The 17,409-nt window shown below is 74.4% G+C and carries 2 protein-coding genes (1 of these 2 cut by a window edge); both read right to left on the bottom strand.

Translation table 11 applies throughout. The features are described 5' to 3' along the window. On the bottom strand, positions 1–3,508 hold the 5' portion of the coding sequence (locus tag ACZ6NC_RS31770) for an SDR family NAD(P)-dependent oxidoreductase (RefSeq protein WP_465737308.1). It extends 5,063 nt beyond the left edge of the window; only the first 3,508 of its 8,571 coding nucleotides appear in the window; its start codon is at positions 3,506–3,508; the stop codon falls past the left edge of the window. Next, positions 3,505–17,409 (bottom strand): SDR family NAD(P)-dependent oxidoreductase, encoded by a 13,905-nt coding sequence (locus tag ACZ6NC_RS31765; protein WP_465737307.1) that lies wholly within the window; start codon positions 17,407–17,409, stop codon positions 3,505–3,507. The genes ACZ6NC_RS31770 and ACZ6NC_RS31765 overlap by 4 nt, the downstream gene beginning before the upstream one ends.

The following is a 17,409-nucleotide window of genomic DNA, read 5'->3' as shown; positions in this document are numbered from 1 at the left end:
CGAAGTCGCCGAGGACGGCCGAGGTGGACGAGAAGTAGCAGACGAAGTCGAGGGGTTCACCGGCGAGGACCTCGTCCAGGACGAGGGTGCCGTCCACCTTGGAGGCGAGCCGGTCCTGGAACTCCCGGGCGTCATTGGTGAGCAGGCTGCCCTGCCCGGCGACGCCGGCGGCGTGGATGACGCCGTCGATCGCTCCGAAGCGCTCGTGGGCCGCGCTCACGACGGCGCGCATGGCCTCCCGGTCGGCGGCGTCGGCCCGTCCGTAGAGGACCTCGCCGCCGAGCGCCTCGATCCGGGCGATCAGCTGCTCGCGGCCGGCGTCGAGGGGCGAGCGGCCGGTCAGCACCAGGCGGGCGGAGCGGGTCCGGGCGAGGTGCTCGGCGAAGAGCAGGCCGAGGCCGCCCAGTCCGCCGGTGACCAGGTAGGTGCCGCGCTGCTTGAGGAGGTCCTTCCCGGCGCCGGGCGTGCTCGGCCGGACCCGGCTGACGTGGCGGGTACCGGCGCGGTACAGGGCGCTCGCTGGCTCGGCGGCGGCCAGTTCGTCCAGGAGGCGCGCGAACCAGTCCCCGGGGGCCGTCCGGCCGTCGCCGTCCCGGGCGTCCTCCAGGACGACCGTGAACTCCACGCCCGGCAGCACCCGGCCGAGGGAGCGCTCGAACCCGAGCCACGACTCCAGGTACGCCTGCTCCGTCCCGTCGCGGAACTCCCCGGCCTGCAGGATCCGCCGGACGGTCAGCCCGGCTGCCGCGACGGCCTGGAGGAGGTGGACGGTGGCGGGGTAGGCGGCCGGACCGGCGCCGTCCGCCGCCGCCCACAGGTTGAGCACCGCGTCGACCGGGCCGTACTGCGCCCCGATCTCCTCGAAGGCGCGGACGCAGTCGCCGGCCTCCCTGGCGTCGACCTCGTAGGAGTGGTCGGAGGTCTTCCGGAAGGCCTCGCCCCTGGTCACGAACACCAGCGTGGTGGCGGGGTCCAGGCGGTGCGCGGCGCGCGCGATCTCGTCCCGGCCGGCGCGGTCGGCGCAGAGGCAGACCAGCGTGCGCGGCGCGGCGGCCGGGCCGGCGGGCAGCGCCTGCGGCTCCCAGGACTCCGTGAACACCAGCGCGGACGGGGCCTGCTCCGCGGGGGTGCCGGCCACCGCCGCGGCGGTGCGCGAGGTGTCGATCCAGTAGCGGTCCCGGCTGAACGGGTAGACGGGCAGGGCGATGCGTGCCGGTGCCTCGCCGTCGTACAGCCCGGCCCAGTCGACGGTGACGCCCCTGACCCACAGCTCCAGCAGCTTCGCGAGGTCACGGCCGGCGAGCGCGTCGTCCAGCCGCTCGTCGGCGGCGAGCCGCGCGAGGGCCTCGGAGTCCCCGCTCGCCCGGCCGCGGACCAGGCCCTCGGCCTCCTCGCCGGCGACGAACGCCGTCAGCCGCGCGACCACGCCCGGCAGGGAGTCCACCACGACGCCGAGCCGCTCCCGCATGGCCTCGCGCCCCACCTGGAGCGTCCGGGCCAGCGAGGGCAGGTCCGCGTCGGAGAGGCCCTTCGCCCCGATCCAGTCGGCGAGTCGGCGCGCCTTCTCGGCCAGGCGGTCGGCGCTGCGGGCGGAGAGCACGACAAGGACGGGTGCTCCGGAGGCGGAGGCGGCCGCGGGCTCCGCCCGGTACTCCTCGACGACCAGGTGGGCGTTGGACCCGCCGGCCCCGAAGGAGGAGATGCCCGCGATCCGGGGCAGCTCCCGCTCGGCCCCGTCGACCGTGACCACCGGCCGCTGCCAGTCGGCCAGGGTCTGCTGGACGGTGAAGGGCGTGCCGTCGAAGTCGATGTGCGGGTTGAGCTCGGCGGAGTGCAGCGAGGGGGCGAGCTTGCCGTGCCGCATCTGCAGCAGGACCTTGGTCAGGCCGGAGATGCCCGCCGCGCTCTCGCAGTGCCCGATGTTGCTCTTGACCGAGCCGATCGCGCAGAACCGGTCGTCCTGGGTGTGCCGGCGGAACGCCTTGGTGAGCCCGGAGATCTCGATCGGGTCCCCGAGCGCGGTGCCGGTGCCGTGCGCCTCGATGTAGCTGACCGCGCGCGGGTCGACCCCGGCCTGCTGCCAGGCATCGGTGATCGAGCGGGCCTGCGCCAGCGGGCTGGGGACGGCGTAGCCGTTGGTCCGCCCGCCGTGGTTGACGGCGATGCCGCGGATGACGCCGTGTATTCGGTCGCCGTCCGCGACGGCCCTGGCCAGCGGCTTGAGCAGGACGGCGCCCACGCCCTCGCCCGGCACGTAGCCGTCGCCGCCCTTGCCGAAGCTCTCGCACCGGCCCTTGCTGGAGACGAACTTCCCCTGACCGAGCATCAGGTACTTGTTGGGGTGCACCGACAGGTTGACGCCGCCGGCGAGCGCCACCTCGGACACGCCCGACTGGAGGCTCTGGCAGGCGAGTTGGATGGCGGTGAGCGAGGAGGAGCACATCGTGTCGACGCTCATGCTCGGGCCGCGGAAGTCGAAGTAGTAGGAGACCCGGTTGGCGACGGCCGAGGGGTTGCCGGAGAGCGCCACCGGGCGCCCGAGGGCCTGCTCCTGGGCGCCGTAGAGCTGGTACTCCTCGTACATCACGCCGACGTAGACGCCGATGTTGGGCACCGCGCCGTTCTCCGAGGGCGCGTTCAGGCCGGCCGGCGTGTAGCCGGCGTCCTCGACGGTCTCGTAGGCGCACTGCAGGAAGAGCCGCTCCTGAGGGTCCATCAACTCGGCCTCGGAGGGCGAGATGTGGAAGAACAGCGGGTCGAACTCGGCGACGCCGTCGACGAATCCGCCCCACTTGCTGTACGTCTTGCCCGGCGCGTCCTTGTCCGGGTCGAAGTAGGCGCGGTGGTCCCAGCGGTCGGCCGGGATCTCGGTGACGCTGTCGCGGCCGGCGGCCAGGTTGGCCCAGAACTCGTCCAGCGTACGGGCCTGCGGGTAGCGACCGGACAGGCCGATGATCGCGATGTCGATCCCCCGAGACCCGTCCGGCTGCGCCGCCCGCACCGCCTGCACCGGCTCGGGTACCCCGGCCGGCCCGGGCCCGCGGACCGGCCTAGGCGCCTCGAACCGCGTCGCCCACCGGCTCGACGCCAGGGGCTTGCGCGGCACGGCCCCGCCCCGCACCGCCTTGCCCTGCGCTGCCTTGGACTGTTCGGCCTTGCCCGGCACGGCCTTGCCTGGCACGACCTTGCGCGGCCGGCCCGCCGGGGCGGGCGTCTCCTCCTCGGCGGTGCCGAGGTGGCGCAGCAGCGCCGGCCGGTGGGTGGCGAGGAGGTGCTGCGCCAGCCCGTGGAGGTCGCGGAACTCGAAGAAGAGGGTCTTCGGCAGCGACCCGAGGACGGCTTCGAGCTCTGCCGTCATGGTCATCGCCATGACCGAGTCGATGCCGAAGCTCTCGAACGCCCGGTGGGCGTCGACCCGGCCGACCGGCACCTTGGTGGCCTGGGAGAGCAGGCCCTTGAGGTACGCGGTCGCCTTCGCTTCGAGCTCGTCGTTGTCGTTGTGCGTCACGGATTCGTCCCGACGGCAGAGGTGACAGGGAAGGTCTGGTGCGAGGCAGGCGAGGAAGGCGTTTCAGGTGATCCGGACGGGTCGGCCGCGGTGACCATCACCTGGTTGTGCGGGGAGTTGAGGATCCGGTGGAACGCCGTGACCCCCTCGGCCGTCCCCAGCGGGACGACGCCGTAGCGCGAGCGCAGCACGGCCTCCGTCTCCGCCGTGACGTGCATGCCGCCGTCGGCCCAGAGCGGCCAGTTGACGGACTGACTGTGCCCGGCGCGCTCGCCGCGGGCGACGAGCTCCTGCCGGTACCAGGCGTAGGCGTCGAGGAAGGCGTTGGCCGCCGCGTAGTCGACCTGGCCGACGTTCCCGGAGGCGCCGGAGGTGGACGAGAAGGTCACGAAGAAGTCGAGCGGGAGGGCGCCGGTCGCTGCGTCGAGGTTGACCACGCCCGACACCTTGGGTGCCAGGACGTCGCGGAACTCCCCCGCCTGCTTGCGCAGGATGAAGCCGTCGTGCGTCACGCCGGCGCTGTGGATCACCCCGTCGATCCGGCCGCACCGCTCCAGCGTCCGCGCGACCAGCGCGTCGGCGTCGGCGCGGCTCGCCGTGTCGGCCTGCTCGTAGTACGCGGCGCGGGCGCCGAGGGCCACCAGCTCGTCGAGCGTCCGGCGCTTGTCCGGGTCGGACGGGGAGCGCCCGGTCAGGACGAGGGTGGCGTTCCCGGTCTGCGCGGCGATCTCCCGGGCGAACACGAGGCCGAGCGCCCCCATGCCGCCGGTGACCAGGTACACCCCGTTCTCCTTCCAGGGGAGCGGAGTGGCGGACGCCGTGGCGTCCTCGGCCCAGATCTGCACCTCGCGCCGTCCGTCCCGGTAGCGCACGAGGGTGTCCTCCGGGTGGGTGCGGTTCTCCAGGATCCGTCCGACGGCCGTCGCCGGGGTGTCGGCGGGGTCGAGGAGAAGCAGCTGCCCGGTGACGTTCGGGTTCTCCAGTCCGGCCGTACGGAGCATCGCGGCGAGGCCGGAGAGCGGGAGCGCGTCCGGGCCGCCGGCGACCGCCAGCTGGAGGTGGGCCTTGCCGGCCGTTCCGCGCACCTCGGACTTCAGCCGCTCCAGGAGCTGCACCCCGTAGCCGGCGTACCGGCCGTCGAGGGTGTCGCCCTCGGCGGCCAGGACGACGACCTCGCTGTCGTCGCTGCCGCGGAGCAGCTCCGCCGCCTCGGGCAGCCCGGCCAGGAGCACGGTCCGCCGGGCGCCGTCCACGGTGGAGGGCCCGTCCTGCGCGGGCCTCGCCTGCCACGTCGGGTAGGAGAGTGCCGCTGCGCCGGGGTTCCCCACGGGATTGACCGGATCATGATGCAACGTCACTTGATGAGACGTTACATGATCACCAGTCGACTCCGTGATGGAAATCGGATCATGATTCTTTGTCAGATCCAACACGCGAAATGACAGGCCGCCGATGCGTACACGGACACATCCGTGCTGGTCGGCCAGGTCCACGTCGAGTTTGCGGGTCGCCGCGTCGGCGCCCTGGTCCGCGCTCGGACGCACCCACGCCCACATCGTCTCCGTGCAGGCGTCGAGGACGAGGACGTCGTCCACGGCGAACGGCACGGCGAGGCCGGCGCCGTTCGCCGCCGCCCCCTCGGCGCCCGGCCGGCCGAGGACGCCGACGCAGGCCTGGAGCGCCGCGTCGAGCAGGCTCGGGTGCAGCGTGAAGTCGCCCCCGGTACCCCGGACCACGTCCGGCAGTGCCAGCTCGGCCAGCGCCTGCTCCGCCCCGGTCCAGAGGTGCCGGACGCCCCGGTGCGCGGGCCCGTACGCGATGCCGGCCGCCCGGTAGAGCTCGTAGCACTGCCCGGCGGTGAGCCCGGGGAGGTCGCAGGCCTCCCGCAGGGCGTCCAGGTCGAGCACCGTCTCCTCGACGCCCTCCACGAAGTAGAGGGCCCCCTCGCTGTGCACGACGGGCTCCGCGCCGTCCGGGGAGCTGTAGGCCCGGAACCGGATGTCACCGTCCTCCTCGGGGTGGAGGCCGACGTGCAGCTCCTGCGGCCGGTCGCCGACCCGCAGCGGCTGCGCCAGCACGATGTTCCGCAGCGCCACCGGCGCGGACGGCTCGACGGCCGTCCGGCAGGTGAGGCAGGCGGCGGCGACGGCCATCTCCAGGAACGCCGTGCCCGGCATCGTCCGGGCGCCCTGCACGACGTGGTCGCGCAGGAAGAACTCCTGGCCGGTGAAGACCGAGCTGAACCGCTGCTCCGCGAAGTCCGAGGTGTTGGCCTGCACCAGCGGGTGCAGCCGGCCCGGGGCCTGCGGGGCCCGTACCACGACGGGCTCGCCGTCGAACGGGAAGCAGCGCTCGCGGGCGAAGGGGTAGGTCGGCAGCGCGATCCGCCGGGGGGCGTCGGCGCCGTGCAGCAGCCGCCAGTCCAGCGGCACGCCGTTGGCCCACAGTTCGAGCAGCTTCTCGTACTTCCCCTTGGCGGCCCAGGCCGCGATCATCGCGTCGAGGTCGGTGTCGGGGGCGAACAGCGTCAGCACGCTGCTGTCACGGGTGACCGTGCTCCGGACGACCTCGTCGCTGCCGGCGCCGCCGTCGAGGAAGTCCCGCAGCTTCGCCACCAGGTCGGGCACCGAGGCGGCGAGGACGCCGAGACGCTCCTCCATCGCCTCGCGGCCCACCTGCAGCGTGTAGGCGACGTCCGCGAGGGCGAGCCCGGCGTGCTCCGGGCGCTCCAGCCAGTCCAGCAGGTTGCCGGCCTGCGCCCGCAGCTGCTCCGCCGTCCGCGCCGAGACCGGCACGACGGCGGGCTGCTCGTCGCGGGCCGGGGCCGGCTCCGCCGCCGCCCCGGGCAGGTACTCCGCGATGACGATGTGGGCGTTGGAGCCCCCGGCGCCGAAGGACGAGACGCCGGCGACCCGCGGGGCCGCGGTGCCCGTGCCGCCGTCCGTACCCGGGCTCGGCCAGTCGGCCAGCTCCCGCTGCACGACGAACGGCGTCTGCGCGAAGTCGATGTGCGGGTTGAGCGTCTGCGCGTGCAGCGAGGGGGCGAGCTTGCCGTGCTGGAGCTGGAGCAGGACCTTGGTGATCCCGGCGATGCCGGCCGCGCTCTCGGCGTGCCCGATGTTGCTCTTCACCGAGCCGATCGCGCAGAACTGCCGGTCGTCGGTGTGCTCGCCGAACGCCTTCGCCAGCCCGGCGATCTCGATCGGGTCGCCCAGGGCCGTCCCCGTGCCGTGCGCCTCGATGTAGCCGACGGCGCGCGCGTCCACGCCCGCCGTCGCCAGGGCCCGGCCGACGACGTCGGACTGGGCCTGCGGGTTCGGCACCGAGTAGCCGTTGGTCTTGCCGCCGTGGTTGACGGCCGTGCCCTTGATGACGCCGTAGATCCGGTCGCCGTCCGCGACGGCCTTCGCCAGCGGCTTGAGCAGGACGGCGCCCACGCCCTCGCCCGGCACGTAGCCGTCGCCGCCGGCGCCGAAGCTCTCGCAGCGGCCGTTGGTCGACGCGAACCGGCCCTGGCTGAGCAGCAGGTACTTGTTCGGGTGCAGCGAGAGGTTCACCCCGCCGGCGACCGCCACCTCGCAGTCGCCCCACTTCAGGCTCTGGCAGGCCAGGTGAACGGCCGACAGCGACGACGAGCACATCGTGTCGACGCTCATGCTCGGGCCCTGGAGGTCGAAGTAGTACGACACCCGGTTCGCGATGGACGCGGGGTTGCCGGCCACCGCCAGCGGCGTGCCGCCGAGCTGCGCCTGGGCGCCGAGGAGCTGGTACTCCTCGTACATGACGCCGACGAAGACGCCCACCCGGCCGTCGAGCACGTTGCCCGTCCGGCTCCTCGCGGTGTCCCGGGTGTAGCCGGCGTCCTCCAGGGTGTCGTGGACGCACTGGAGGAAGAGCCGCTCCTGCGGGTCCATGATCTCCGCCTCGCGGGGGGAGATGTTGAAGAACATCGGGTCGAAGTCGTAGGCGCCGTCGAGGAATCCGCCCCACTTGCTGTACGTCTTGCCGGGGGTGTTCGGGTCGGGGTCGAAGAAGGCGCCGGCGTCCCAGCGCGAGGCGGGCACCTCGGTGACGCAGTCCTTGCCGGCGGCGAGGTTCTGCCAGAACTCGCGGACGTCGGCGGCCTGCGGGTAGCGCCCGGCCAGGCCGATGATCGCGACGTCGCCGCCGCCCGCGGTGGCGTCCCCGCCCGGGGCGGCCTCGGGCCGGGCCGGGGCCAGGGTCCGCCAGGTGCGCCCGGGCGCGGACCCGGTCCGCTCCGGGACGGCCGGGGAGGGCTGCGGGCGGGTGCCCGCGGTGGGCAGCAGCTCCCGCATCCGGTCCGGGTGGGCCTCCAGGAAGTGCCGCGTCAGCGCCGCGATGGTCCGGTGCTCGAAGAACAGCGTCTTCGGCAGCGAGCCGAAGACCGTCTCCAGCGTCCGCGTCATGTCCATCGTCATCACGGAGTCGACGCCGTAGTCCTCCAGCGGCGCCTCCGCGTCGATCTTGGCGGCGGGCAGGTCGATGACCGCGGCCAGGAGCTTCTTGAAGTACGCCGCGGCCTTCTGGGCGGTGCCCTCGTCCGGGGCGGTCCCGTCCGGGCCCGCCTCCGGCGCCGCCGGGCGGCTCGCAACCGGGGCCGGGGCCGGGGCCACGACCGGGGCAGCGGTGGCCCGGTCGGCGAGGAGGTCGGCGAGCAGGGTCTCCCGCAGCCGGGGCCGGTCGCCCTCCAGCACCAGCACCTGGCTGTGCTGCGAGGCCAGCGCCCGGTGGAGGGCGCGAACGCCGGTCTCCGTGCGCAGCGGCACGAGGCCGAAGCGCTCGCGCAGCGACTGCTCGGTGCCCGCGTCGACGTGCATGCCGCCGTCGGCCCACAGGGGCCAGCCGAGCGACACCGTCCGGCCCTGCCGCTCCCCCGCCGCCACGAGGGCGTTGCGGTGGTGCGCGTAGGCGTCCATGAAGGCGTTGGCGGCCGCGTAGTCGCACTGGCCGACGTTGCCGAGGGCCCCGGCGACGGAGGAGAACGCGACCAGGAAGTCGAGCCCGTCCTCGCGGGTGGCCTCGTCCAGGTTCACCAGGCCGGCCACCTTCGGTGCCAGGACGCGGGCGAAGTCGTCCGCGTCCTTGCGCAGGATGAAGGCGTCCTTGATGAACCCGGCGCTGTGCAGGATGCCGTCGATCCGGCCGTGAGCCTCGCGGACCGTGCGGACCAGCGCCTCGGCGTCCTCCCGCACGGCCACGTCGGCCCGCTCGTAGGCCGCGTGGGCGCCGAGCCCGGTCAGCTCCGCCAGGAGCGCATCCTTCTGCCCGTCGCGCGGTGCCCGGCCGGCGAGGACGATCCGGGGCTCGCGCACCCGGGCGGCGATGTCCCGGGCGAAGACGGCGCCCAGCCCGCCGGCGCCACCCGTGATCAGGTAGACGCCGCCGTCCTTCCAGGCCGTCTCGACGGCGGGGCCGCCGTCCTCCTCCTCGCGCCACCGCAGCACCTCGCGCGTGCCGCCGTGGTGGCGGACGGCGGCGTCCGACAGGGCGGCGCGGTCGGCGGCGACGTGGGCCGCCGCCTGCTCCGGGCCGTCCTGCGGGTCGACCAGGACGAGCTGGCCGAGCACCTTCGGGTTCTCCAGCCGGGCCGACTTCAGGACGGCGGCCAGCCCCGCCCACAGGGACGGCTCCTGGGCCGCCGAGGCGACCAGCTGGACGGGGACGCTCTGCTGCCCGCGCTCGCCCAGCACCTCCTTGACGGCGGCGAGGACGGTCAGCGCGTCCTCGGTGTAGCGGGCGGCGACGCCCGGCGCGGCGGAGTCCAGGCGCACGACCCGGGCCGTGCCCTGCGACTCCAGCGCCGCCGCGACCTCGGGCAGCCCGGCGACCAGCACCAGGCCGGCCTCGGGCGCCCCGGTACGCTCGGCGCGCTCCGCGGGGACCCAGCACGGCGCGGCCAGCAGCTCGGCGACGGCCGGCTGCCCGGCGGTGGCCGGCGGCTCACCGGTGGCCCGCGCGGTGTAGGCGCGCAGGGAGACGCCCTTGAGCCGGACGCACACCCGCCCCTCGTCGTCGCAGAGGTCGATGTCGAGGCGGCGGACGGCGTCGCCCGGCCGGCCGCCGCCCTCGCGCACCCAGGCCCACATCGTGGGGGTGCACGGGCCGGCGATCTCCACCTCGTCCAGCGCGAACGGCAGCAGGAGCGGCCCGTCCTCGCCGGCCAGGGGCAGCAGGCCCGCACAGGCCTGGAGGGCGGAGTCCAGCAGGGCCGGGTGCAGGCCGTAGCTGTCCAGCGTCCCGCGCACCGCGGCCGGCAGGACGAGCCGGGCCAGCACCTGGCCGTCGCCGGTCCAGAGCCGGTCGAGGCCGCGGTGGCCGGGGCCGTAGGCGATACCCCGGGCGCGGAACGCCTCGTAGGCCTGCTCCGCGTCCAACTCGGCGCCCTGGCAGGCGGCTTGCAGCTGCGGCAGGTCGAGGACGGCGGCGGCCGGGCCGGCCTCCGGGGCCACCCGGACGAGGCCCTCGCTGTGGATCACCAGCTGCGCCGCGGGAGCGTCCTCGTCACCGGTGCTGTAGATCTCGAAGCCGACCTCGTCCCGGCCCTTCGGCAGCAGGCGGACCTGGACGGTCCGGGCCCGGCCCTCCACCGTGACGGGCCGCGACCAGACGACGTTGCGGATCCGCAGGGAGCCGTGCGGCTCGTCCAGCGAAGCCGCCACGGCGGCGCGCGCCAGCTCCAGGCAGGCCGCGCCGGAGAGCACGCGCTCGCCCTGGACCAGGTGGTCCTTCAGGAAGAACTCCTCGCCCGTGAAGACCGAGGTGAAGCGCTGCTCGTTCAGACTGGAGGTGTTGGCGTGGAGCAGGGGGTGGAGCCGACCGGCACCGGCGGCCGGCTGCGGGTCGGCGCCGGGCCCCGGGGAGAGCCAGTAGCGCTCGCCCTGGAACGGGTAGGTCGGCATCGGCACCCGGCGGGCGGTGCCGTCCTGCAGCTTCTCCCAGTCGAGCACCAGGCCGGTGACCCAGAGCTCCAGCAGCTTGCCGTACGCGCGCTCGGCGATCCAGGCGTCCAGTGCCCGCGCCAGGCCGTCGTCGGCGGTGAAGACGGCCAGTGCTCCCTGCCGGCGCTCGACCCGCCCCCGGTACAGCTCGGCGACGCCCGCCTCGTCGGCGAGGAACGCCCGCAGCTTGGCGGCGAGTTCGCCGGTCGTGCCCGCGACGAGGCCGAGCCGCTCCTCGTACGCCTCCCGGCCGACCTGGAGGGTGTGGGCGAGGTCGGCGAGCGCGACGCCGGCGCCCTCCTCCTCGGTCGTCCAGCGCAGCAGCTGCTCGGCCTGGGCCCGGAGGCCGTCCTCCGTCCGCGCGGAGAGCACCACGACGGCGGGCCGGCCGGTGCCGGCCTCGACGGCTTCGGTGACCTCGACGGCCCGCGCCGGGACGTACTCCTCGACGATGACGTGCGCGTTGGAGCCGCCCGCGCCGAAGGACGAGATGCCGGCGATCCGCGGCGCCTCGGTGCCGTCGGCGGCGACCGGTCGCCGCCACGGCGACAGCTCGCGCTGCACGTAGAACGGGCTGTTCTCGAAGTCGATGTGCGGGTTGAGCACCTCGGAGTGGAGCGAGGGCACCAGCTTGCCGTGCTTCAGCTGCAGCAGCACCTTGGTCAGCGCCGAGATGCCGGCGGCGCTCTCGGCGTGGCCGATGTTGCTCTTCACCGAGCCGATCGCGCAGAACCGCCGGTCGTCCGAGTACTCCCGGAACGCCTTCGTCAGGCCCGCCACCTCGATCGGGTCGCCGAGCGACGTCCCGGTGCCGTGCGCCTCGACGTAGCTCACCGAGCGCGCGTCGACGCCCGCCTCGCGCAGCGCGTGGCCGATCACGTTGTGCTGCGCGCGGGGGTTGGGAACGGAATACCCGTTGGTCCGGCCGCCGTGGTTGAGGGCCGTCCCCCGGATCACACCGTGGATGGTGTCCCCGTCCTCGATCGCCCGGGCCAGCGGCTTCAGCAGCACGGCGCCGACGCCCTCGCCGGGCACGTAGCCGTCGCCGCCCTCGCCGAAGCTCTCGCAGAGCCCCTTGCTGGACGCGTACTTGCCGTTGCCGAGCATCAGGTACTTGTTCGGGTGGAGCGACAGGTTGACGCCGCCGGCGACGGCGAGCTCGCACCCGCCGGTCTGCAGGCTCTGGCAGGCCAGGTGCAGGGCGGTGAGCGAGGACGAGCACATGGTGTCGACGGCCAGGCTCGGGCCGTGCAGGTCGAAGACGTAGGAGATCCGGTTGGCGATGGACGAGGCGCTGCCGGACAGGGTGACGTTGCGTCCCTTCGCCTGCTCCTGGGCGCCGTAGAGCTGGTACTCCTCGTACATCACGCCGACGAACACGCCGACGTTCCCGGCGAGTCCGCGGTCGCCGTAGCGGCTCAGCGTCTCGCGGGTGTAGCCGGCGTCCTCCAGCGTCTCGTGCACGCACTCCAGGAACAGCCGCTCCTGGGGGTCCATGAACGCGGCCTCGCGCGGCGAGATGTTGAAGAACAGCGGGTCGAAGTGGTCGGCCCGGTCCAGGAAGCCGCCCCACTTGGTGTACGTGCGGCCCGGCGCGTTCTTGTCCGGGTCGAAGTACGCGCTGTGGTCCCAGCGGTCGGCCGGGATCTCGGTGACGCAGTCCCGGCCCTCGGCCAGGTTGCGCCAGAACTCCCGGACGTTGCGGGCCTGCGGGTAGCGCCCGGCCAGCCCGATGACGGCGATCTCCAGGCCCTCGGAGGCCGCCTCGGTCCGGCGGGCCGGGGCGCGCCGTGCGCTCCGCCCGCGGCGCGGGGCGGCGGTGCGGACCGGGGCGACGGCCGCGGGGGTGACGGCCGCGGGGATGGCGGCGGGCTCCGGGTCGTCCGGCCCCAGGAGTGCGGCCAGCCGCTCCCCGTGGGCGTCGAGGAAGTACTCGGTCAGCGCGCGGATGCTCTGGTACTCGAAGAACAGGGTCTTGGGCAGCGAGCCGAAGACCTGCTCCAGCTTGTTGGTCAGGTTCATCGTCATGATGGAGTCGATGCCGTAGTGCTCCAGGGCGTCGTTCACATCGATCCGGTCGGCCGGCAGGCGCAGCTGGGAGGCCAGCAGACCGACCAGGTACCGGCCGGCCCGCTCCGCCTGCGTGCCGGCGGGCCGCGACGGCTCGGTGTCCCGCACCGGCTCGGGCCCGGTGCGCTCCACCGGGGCCTGGGCCGGGGCCGGAGCAGGGGCCGCGTCCGCGTCGTAGGCCCGGGAGGTGAACCCCCGGAGCCGGCAGCGGACGGCGCCGGCGTCGTCCAGGAGGTCGATGTCCAGCTTGCGGACCTTGTGGCCCGGCCGGTCGTCCGCGCTGTACCGCACCCACGCCCACAGCTCCGGGGCGAGCGGCCCGAGGACCTCCAACTCGTCCAGGGCAAAGGGAAGATGGAGCACCGTGCCGTCGGCCTCGCCGAACAGGCCGACGGAGGCCTGGAAGGCGGAGTCCAGCAGGCCCGGGTGCAGCACGAACCCGTCGAGCGCCTCCCGCGCCCCGGCGGGCAGCACCAGGCGCGCCAGCGCCTGGCCGTCGCCGATCGCGATGCTCTCGATGCCGCGGTGCGCCGGTCCGTAGTCGAGGCCCATGGCCCGGTACGTCCGGTAGCACTCGTCGGCGTCCAGCCGCGCGGTGGAGCAGGCGGCCAGCAGCGCGGCCACGTCCACCGGGGCAGCCGGTGCCACCGCGACGGGGACGGCCACGCCCTGGCTGTGCACGACGGCCTCGGCGTCGCCGTCCGGCAGGCTCGCGATCTCGAAGGCGACCTCGCCGCTCTCCTCGGCGACCAGGGTGGTCCGCACGTGCACGGGCTGCCCGTCCACCGTGACGGGGCGGGCCCAGACCACGTTGCGCAGCGTCACGCCCTGCGGGCGGGCGTCGAGCGAGGCCTCCAGGGCCGCCCGCGCCATCTCCAGGTACGCGGCGCCGGGCAGGACCTTGCGGCCCCGGACGACGTGGTCGGTCAGGAAGAACTCCTCGCCCGAGAACACCGAGCCGAACCGCTGGGCGTCCAGGCTGGAGGTGTTGGCGTGGACGAGCGGGTGGAGCCGGACGGCGCCGGGGGCAGTGGCGGCCCGGCCGGCCGTGAGGTCGCCCACCCAGTAGCGCTCGCGGGCGAAGGGGTAGCCCGGCAGCGGGACCATCCGGGGGCGCCGATCACGGTGGAGCCGGCTCCAGTCGACGGCCAGGCCCTTGACCCAGAGGTCGAGCAGCTTGTCGAACTTGCCCTTCTCGATCCACGCGTCGACGGTCGCCGCCATGTCGGTGTCGGTGGCGAAGACGGCCAGGGTCTCCCGGTGCTCCTTGACGTTGCCCAGGTGGAGGTCCTCGACGGCGTCGTCACCCGCGACGAACGCGGTGAGCTTGGCCGTGAGTTCGGCGGCGGAGGTGACGGGCAGCGCGAGCCGCGTCTCCATCGCCTCGCGGCCGGACTGCAGTGTGTGGGCGACGGCGTCGAGGTCCGGTCCGGCCCCGTCCTGGCGGGCGAGCCAGTCCAGCAGGGCCTGCGCCCGCTCGCGCAGCCGCTCGCCGTCCTTGGCCGAGAGCACGATCAGCCGCGGGGTGCTCCCGTCCGTGGCGGTGCCCCCGGTGCCGGTGCCGCGGTACTCCTCCACGACGACGTGCGCGTTGGAGCCGCCCGCGCCGAAGGAGGAGACGCCGGCGATCCGGGCCCGCTCCGCCGTGCCGTCGGCGCCGGCGGGGCGCTGCCAGTCGGCCGGCTCCTGCTGGAGCCGGAAGGGCGTCCGGGTGAAGTCGATGTTGGGGTTGGGCTCCTGCGCGTGCAGGCTGGGGGCGAGCCGCCCGTGCTGCATCTGGAGGACGATCTTCAGCAGTCCGGCGATGCCGGCCGCCGCCTCCAGGTGGCCGATGTTGGTCTTGGCCGAGCCGACGGCGCAGTACTGCCGGGCGTCGGTGTCCTTCGCGAACGCCTGGGTGAGCCCGTCGAGTTCGATCGGGTCGCCGAGCTCCGTCCCGGTGCCGTGCGCCTCCACGTAGCTGACCTCGTCGGCCGAGACCCCCGCGCGGTCCAGCGCCTCGCGCACCACCTCGGCCTGCGCGCCCGGGTTGGGCACGGTGTAGCCGTTGGTCCGGCCGCCGTGGTTGATGCTGCTGCCGCGCAGCACGGCGTGGATGACATCGCCGTCCCGCTCGGCGTCCGCCAGCCGCTTGAGCAGCACGACGGCCGCGCCCTCGCCGGGCACGAAGCCGTTGCCGCCGGCGCCGAAGCTACGGCACTTCCCGTCGTGCGACAGCATCCGCTTGCCGGACATCAGGGTGTAGTTCGACGGGTGCAGGTAGAGGTTGACCCCGCCCGCGAGCGCCAGGTCGCACTCGCCGCGCCGCAGGTGCTCCATCGCCTCGTGGACGGCGCTCAGCGAGGACGAGCACATGGTGTCGACGGGCAGACTCGGGCCCCGGAGGTCGAGCAGGTAGGAGACGCGGTTGGCGACCGAGGCGAACGAGGTCAGCGGGTGGAGGTTCTCGTTCTGCTCCCGGAGCGCGGGCCCGTAGAGGTCGAAGCCGGTCTTGGAGACGCCGGCGAAGACGCCGACCCGCCCGCGGTGCGCGTCGGCCAGGCGCCGGCGGGTGTAGCCGGCGTCCTCCAGCGCGTTCCAGGACTCCTGGAGGAACAGGCGTTCCTGCGGGTCCATGTTCATGGCTTCCTGCGGCGAGATGCCGAAGAAGAGCGGGTCGAAGTCGGCGAAACCGTCGAGGAAGCCGCCCCACTTGCTGTAGCTGCGGCCCAGCGCGACCGCCTCGTCGCGGTCCGGGTGGTAGAAGCCCTCCAGCTCCCAGCGGTCCGCGGGGATCTCGGTGACGCAGTCCCGCCCGGCGGCGAGGTTCTGCCAGTACTCGTCCAGGTTCCCCGCCTGCGGGAAGCGGCCGCTCATGCCGACGATCGCGATGGCGTCGGCGGCCGCCGGGGCCTCGGGGGCCGGGGCGGGAGCGGGAACGGAGGCGGGGGCGGGGGCGGGCTGCGCGGGAGCGGGCTGCGCGACGGCGGCGGGCTTGTCGGCGACGGCCGGGGCCGCGCCGGCGGCGGTCCTTGCATCGGCGGGCCCTGCGGCGGGAGCCGGTGTGGCGAGCCCGGTCCAGGTGAGGCACGTCCCCCGGTGCTCCCGGAGGAAGTAGTCCGCAAGGGCGTCCAGCGAGTTGAACTCGTAGAGGACCGTCTTCGGGAGCCCCGCGAAGGTCTCGGCGAACTTCCGGTTGAGCCGGGTGACGACGATGGAGTCGATCCCGTAGCTCTCCAGCGGGGCCTCGGCGTCGATCTTCGCCGCCGGGAGGCCGATGACGCCGCCGAGCACCTGCCGGAGCCGGTGCACGACCTTGTCGCGCAGCGCGCCCGCGTCGACGGCCACGGCGGCCGCCGGCGCAGCGATGGACGCGGCGACCGGGGCCGCGACGGACGCGCCGGCCGGGGCGGGGCCGGACGACGGCGAGGCCGTCGGCTGCCCCAGCAGCGCCCGGCGGATGAGCGCCCCGTCACCCTCGACCGCCATCACCTGGTGGTGCGTCAGGGAGAGGCTCTCGTGCAGGACCCGCACGCCGGACTCGGTACGCAGCGGACGCATGCCGACCTGCTCCAGCAGGGCACGCTCCGTCTCCGCGTCCGGGGCCATGCCGCCCTCGGCCCACAGCGGCCAGTTGAGCGAGATGCTGCGGCCCGAGCGCAGCCCCTCGGCGACCAGGCCGGCGCGGTGCCGGGCGAAGGCGTCGAGGAAGGCGTTGGCGGCGGCGTAGTCGGCCTGGCCGACGTTGCCGGTGACCGCCGCCGCGGAGGAGAACAGGGCGAAGAAGTCCAGCGCGTCGCCGTGGCTGGCGGCGTCGAGGTTGACCGTCCCGGCCACCTTGGGGGCGAGGACGGCGCGCAGGTCGTCCTCGCTCTTGCGGAGGACGAAACCGTCCCGCAGGACGCCAGCGCTGTGGATGATGCCGTTGATCGCGCCGTGCTGCTGCCGCACCCCGGCCAGGAACGCCGCCACACCCGCGGCGTCGGCGGCGTCGAGCGGGGTGTAGTGCACCTGCGCCTGCGGGCGCCGCAGCGACTCCAGCAGCTGCCGCCAGCCCGCGTCGAGCGGGGAACGGCCGGTGAGGTGGACGGTGGCGCTGCGGACGGACCGCAGGACGTCCCGCGCGAAGATCAGCCCGAGGCCGCCGAGGCCGCCGGTGATGACGTAGGTGCCGCCCTCCTTCCAGGGCAGCGCGGGCTCCGCCGGGGCCGGCAGCTCCTGCCAGGCCAGGACGGACCGGCCGCCGTCGTGCAGCCGCACGGCGCGCTCGTCCGGGCGGTCCCGGACCGTCAGGAGCTGCGCGGCGGTGGCCGCGGCCGGCGCGGCGGCGTCGACCAGGACGAGCTGGGGCACGAGCCGGGGGTTCTCCAGGGCCGCGCTCTTCAGCAGGCCGAGCAGGCCGGCGCCGAGGGCGTCCTCGCCGTTCCACGGACAGACGAGCTGCACCAGCGTCCGGGGCAGCGACGGGAGGGCGAGGAGCCGGCGGAGGGCGTCGAGCACCTGGCCCGCGAGGTCGGTGTAGCGCTCCGCGAGGCCGGTGGCGGGGCTCTCCAGGAGGCGCACCACGGCCGTGCTGTCCGACTCCTGCAGGGCCGCCGCCAGTTCGCTCGGCCCGGCGAGCAGCACGAGGTGGCCGGGCTCCCGCCCGGTCGCCGGGGTGCCGTCCGCCGGCTGCCAGACCGGGTGGAACCGGACCAGCTCCGGGCCGGCCTTCTCCTGACCGGCCTGCTCCGGGCCCGCCTTCTCCTGCGCCGCCTGATCCTGGCCTGCCTGATCCTGGCCGGCATGATCCTGGCCGGCCTCCTGGCGGCGCCTCAGGAACTCCTTGACGTACTCCTTGGAGACGCGCTCGGCCTTGAGATCCAGCAGCAGCTGCTCGAGTTGCCTGTCCAT

This window comes from Kitasatospora sp. NPDC041988, assembly GCF_055588525.1.
This window is presented reverse-complemented; position numbering and strand designations above follow the sequence as displayed.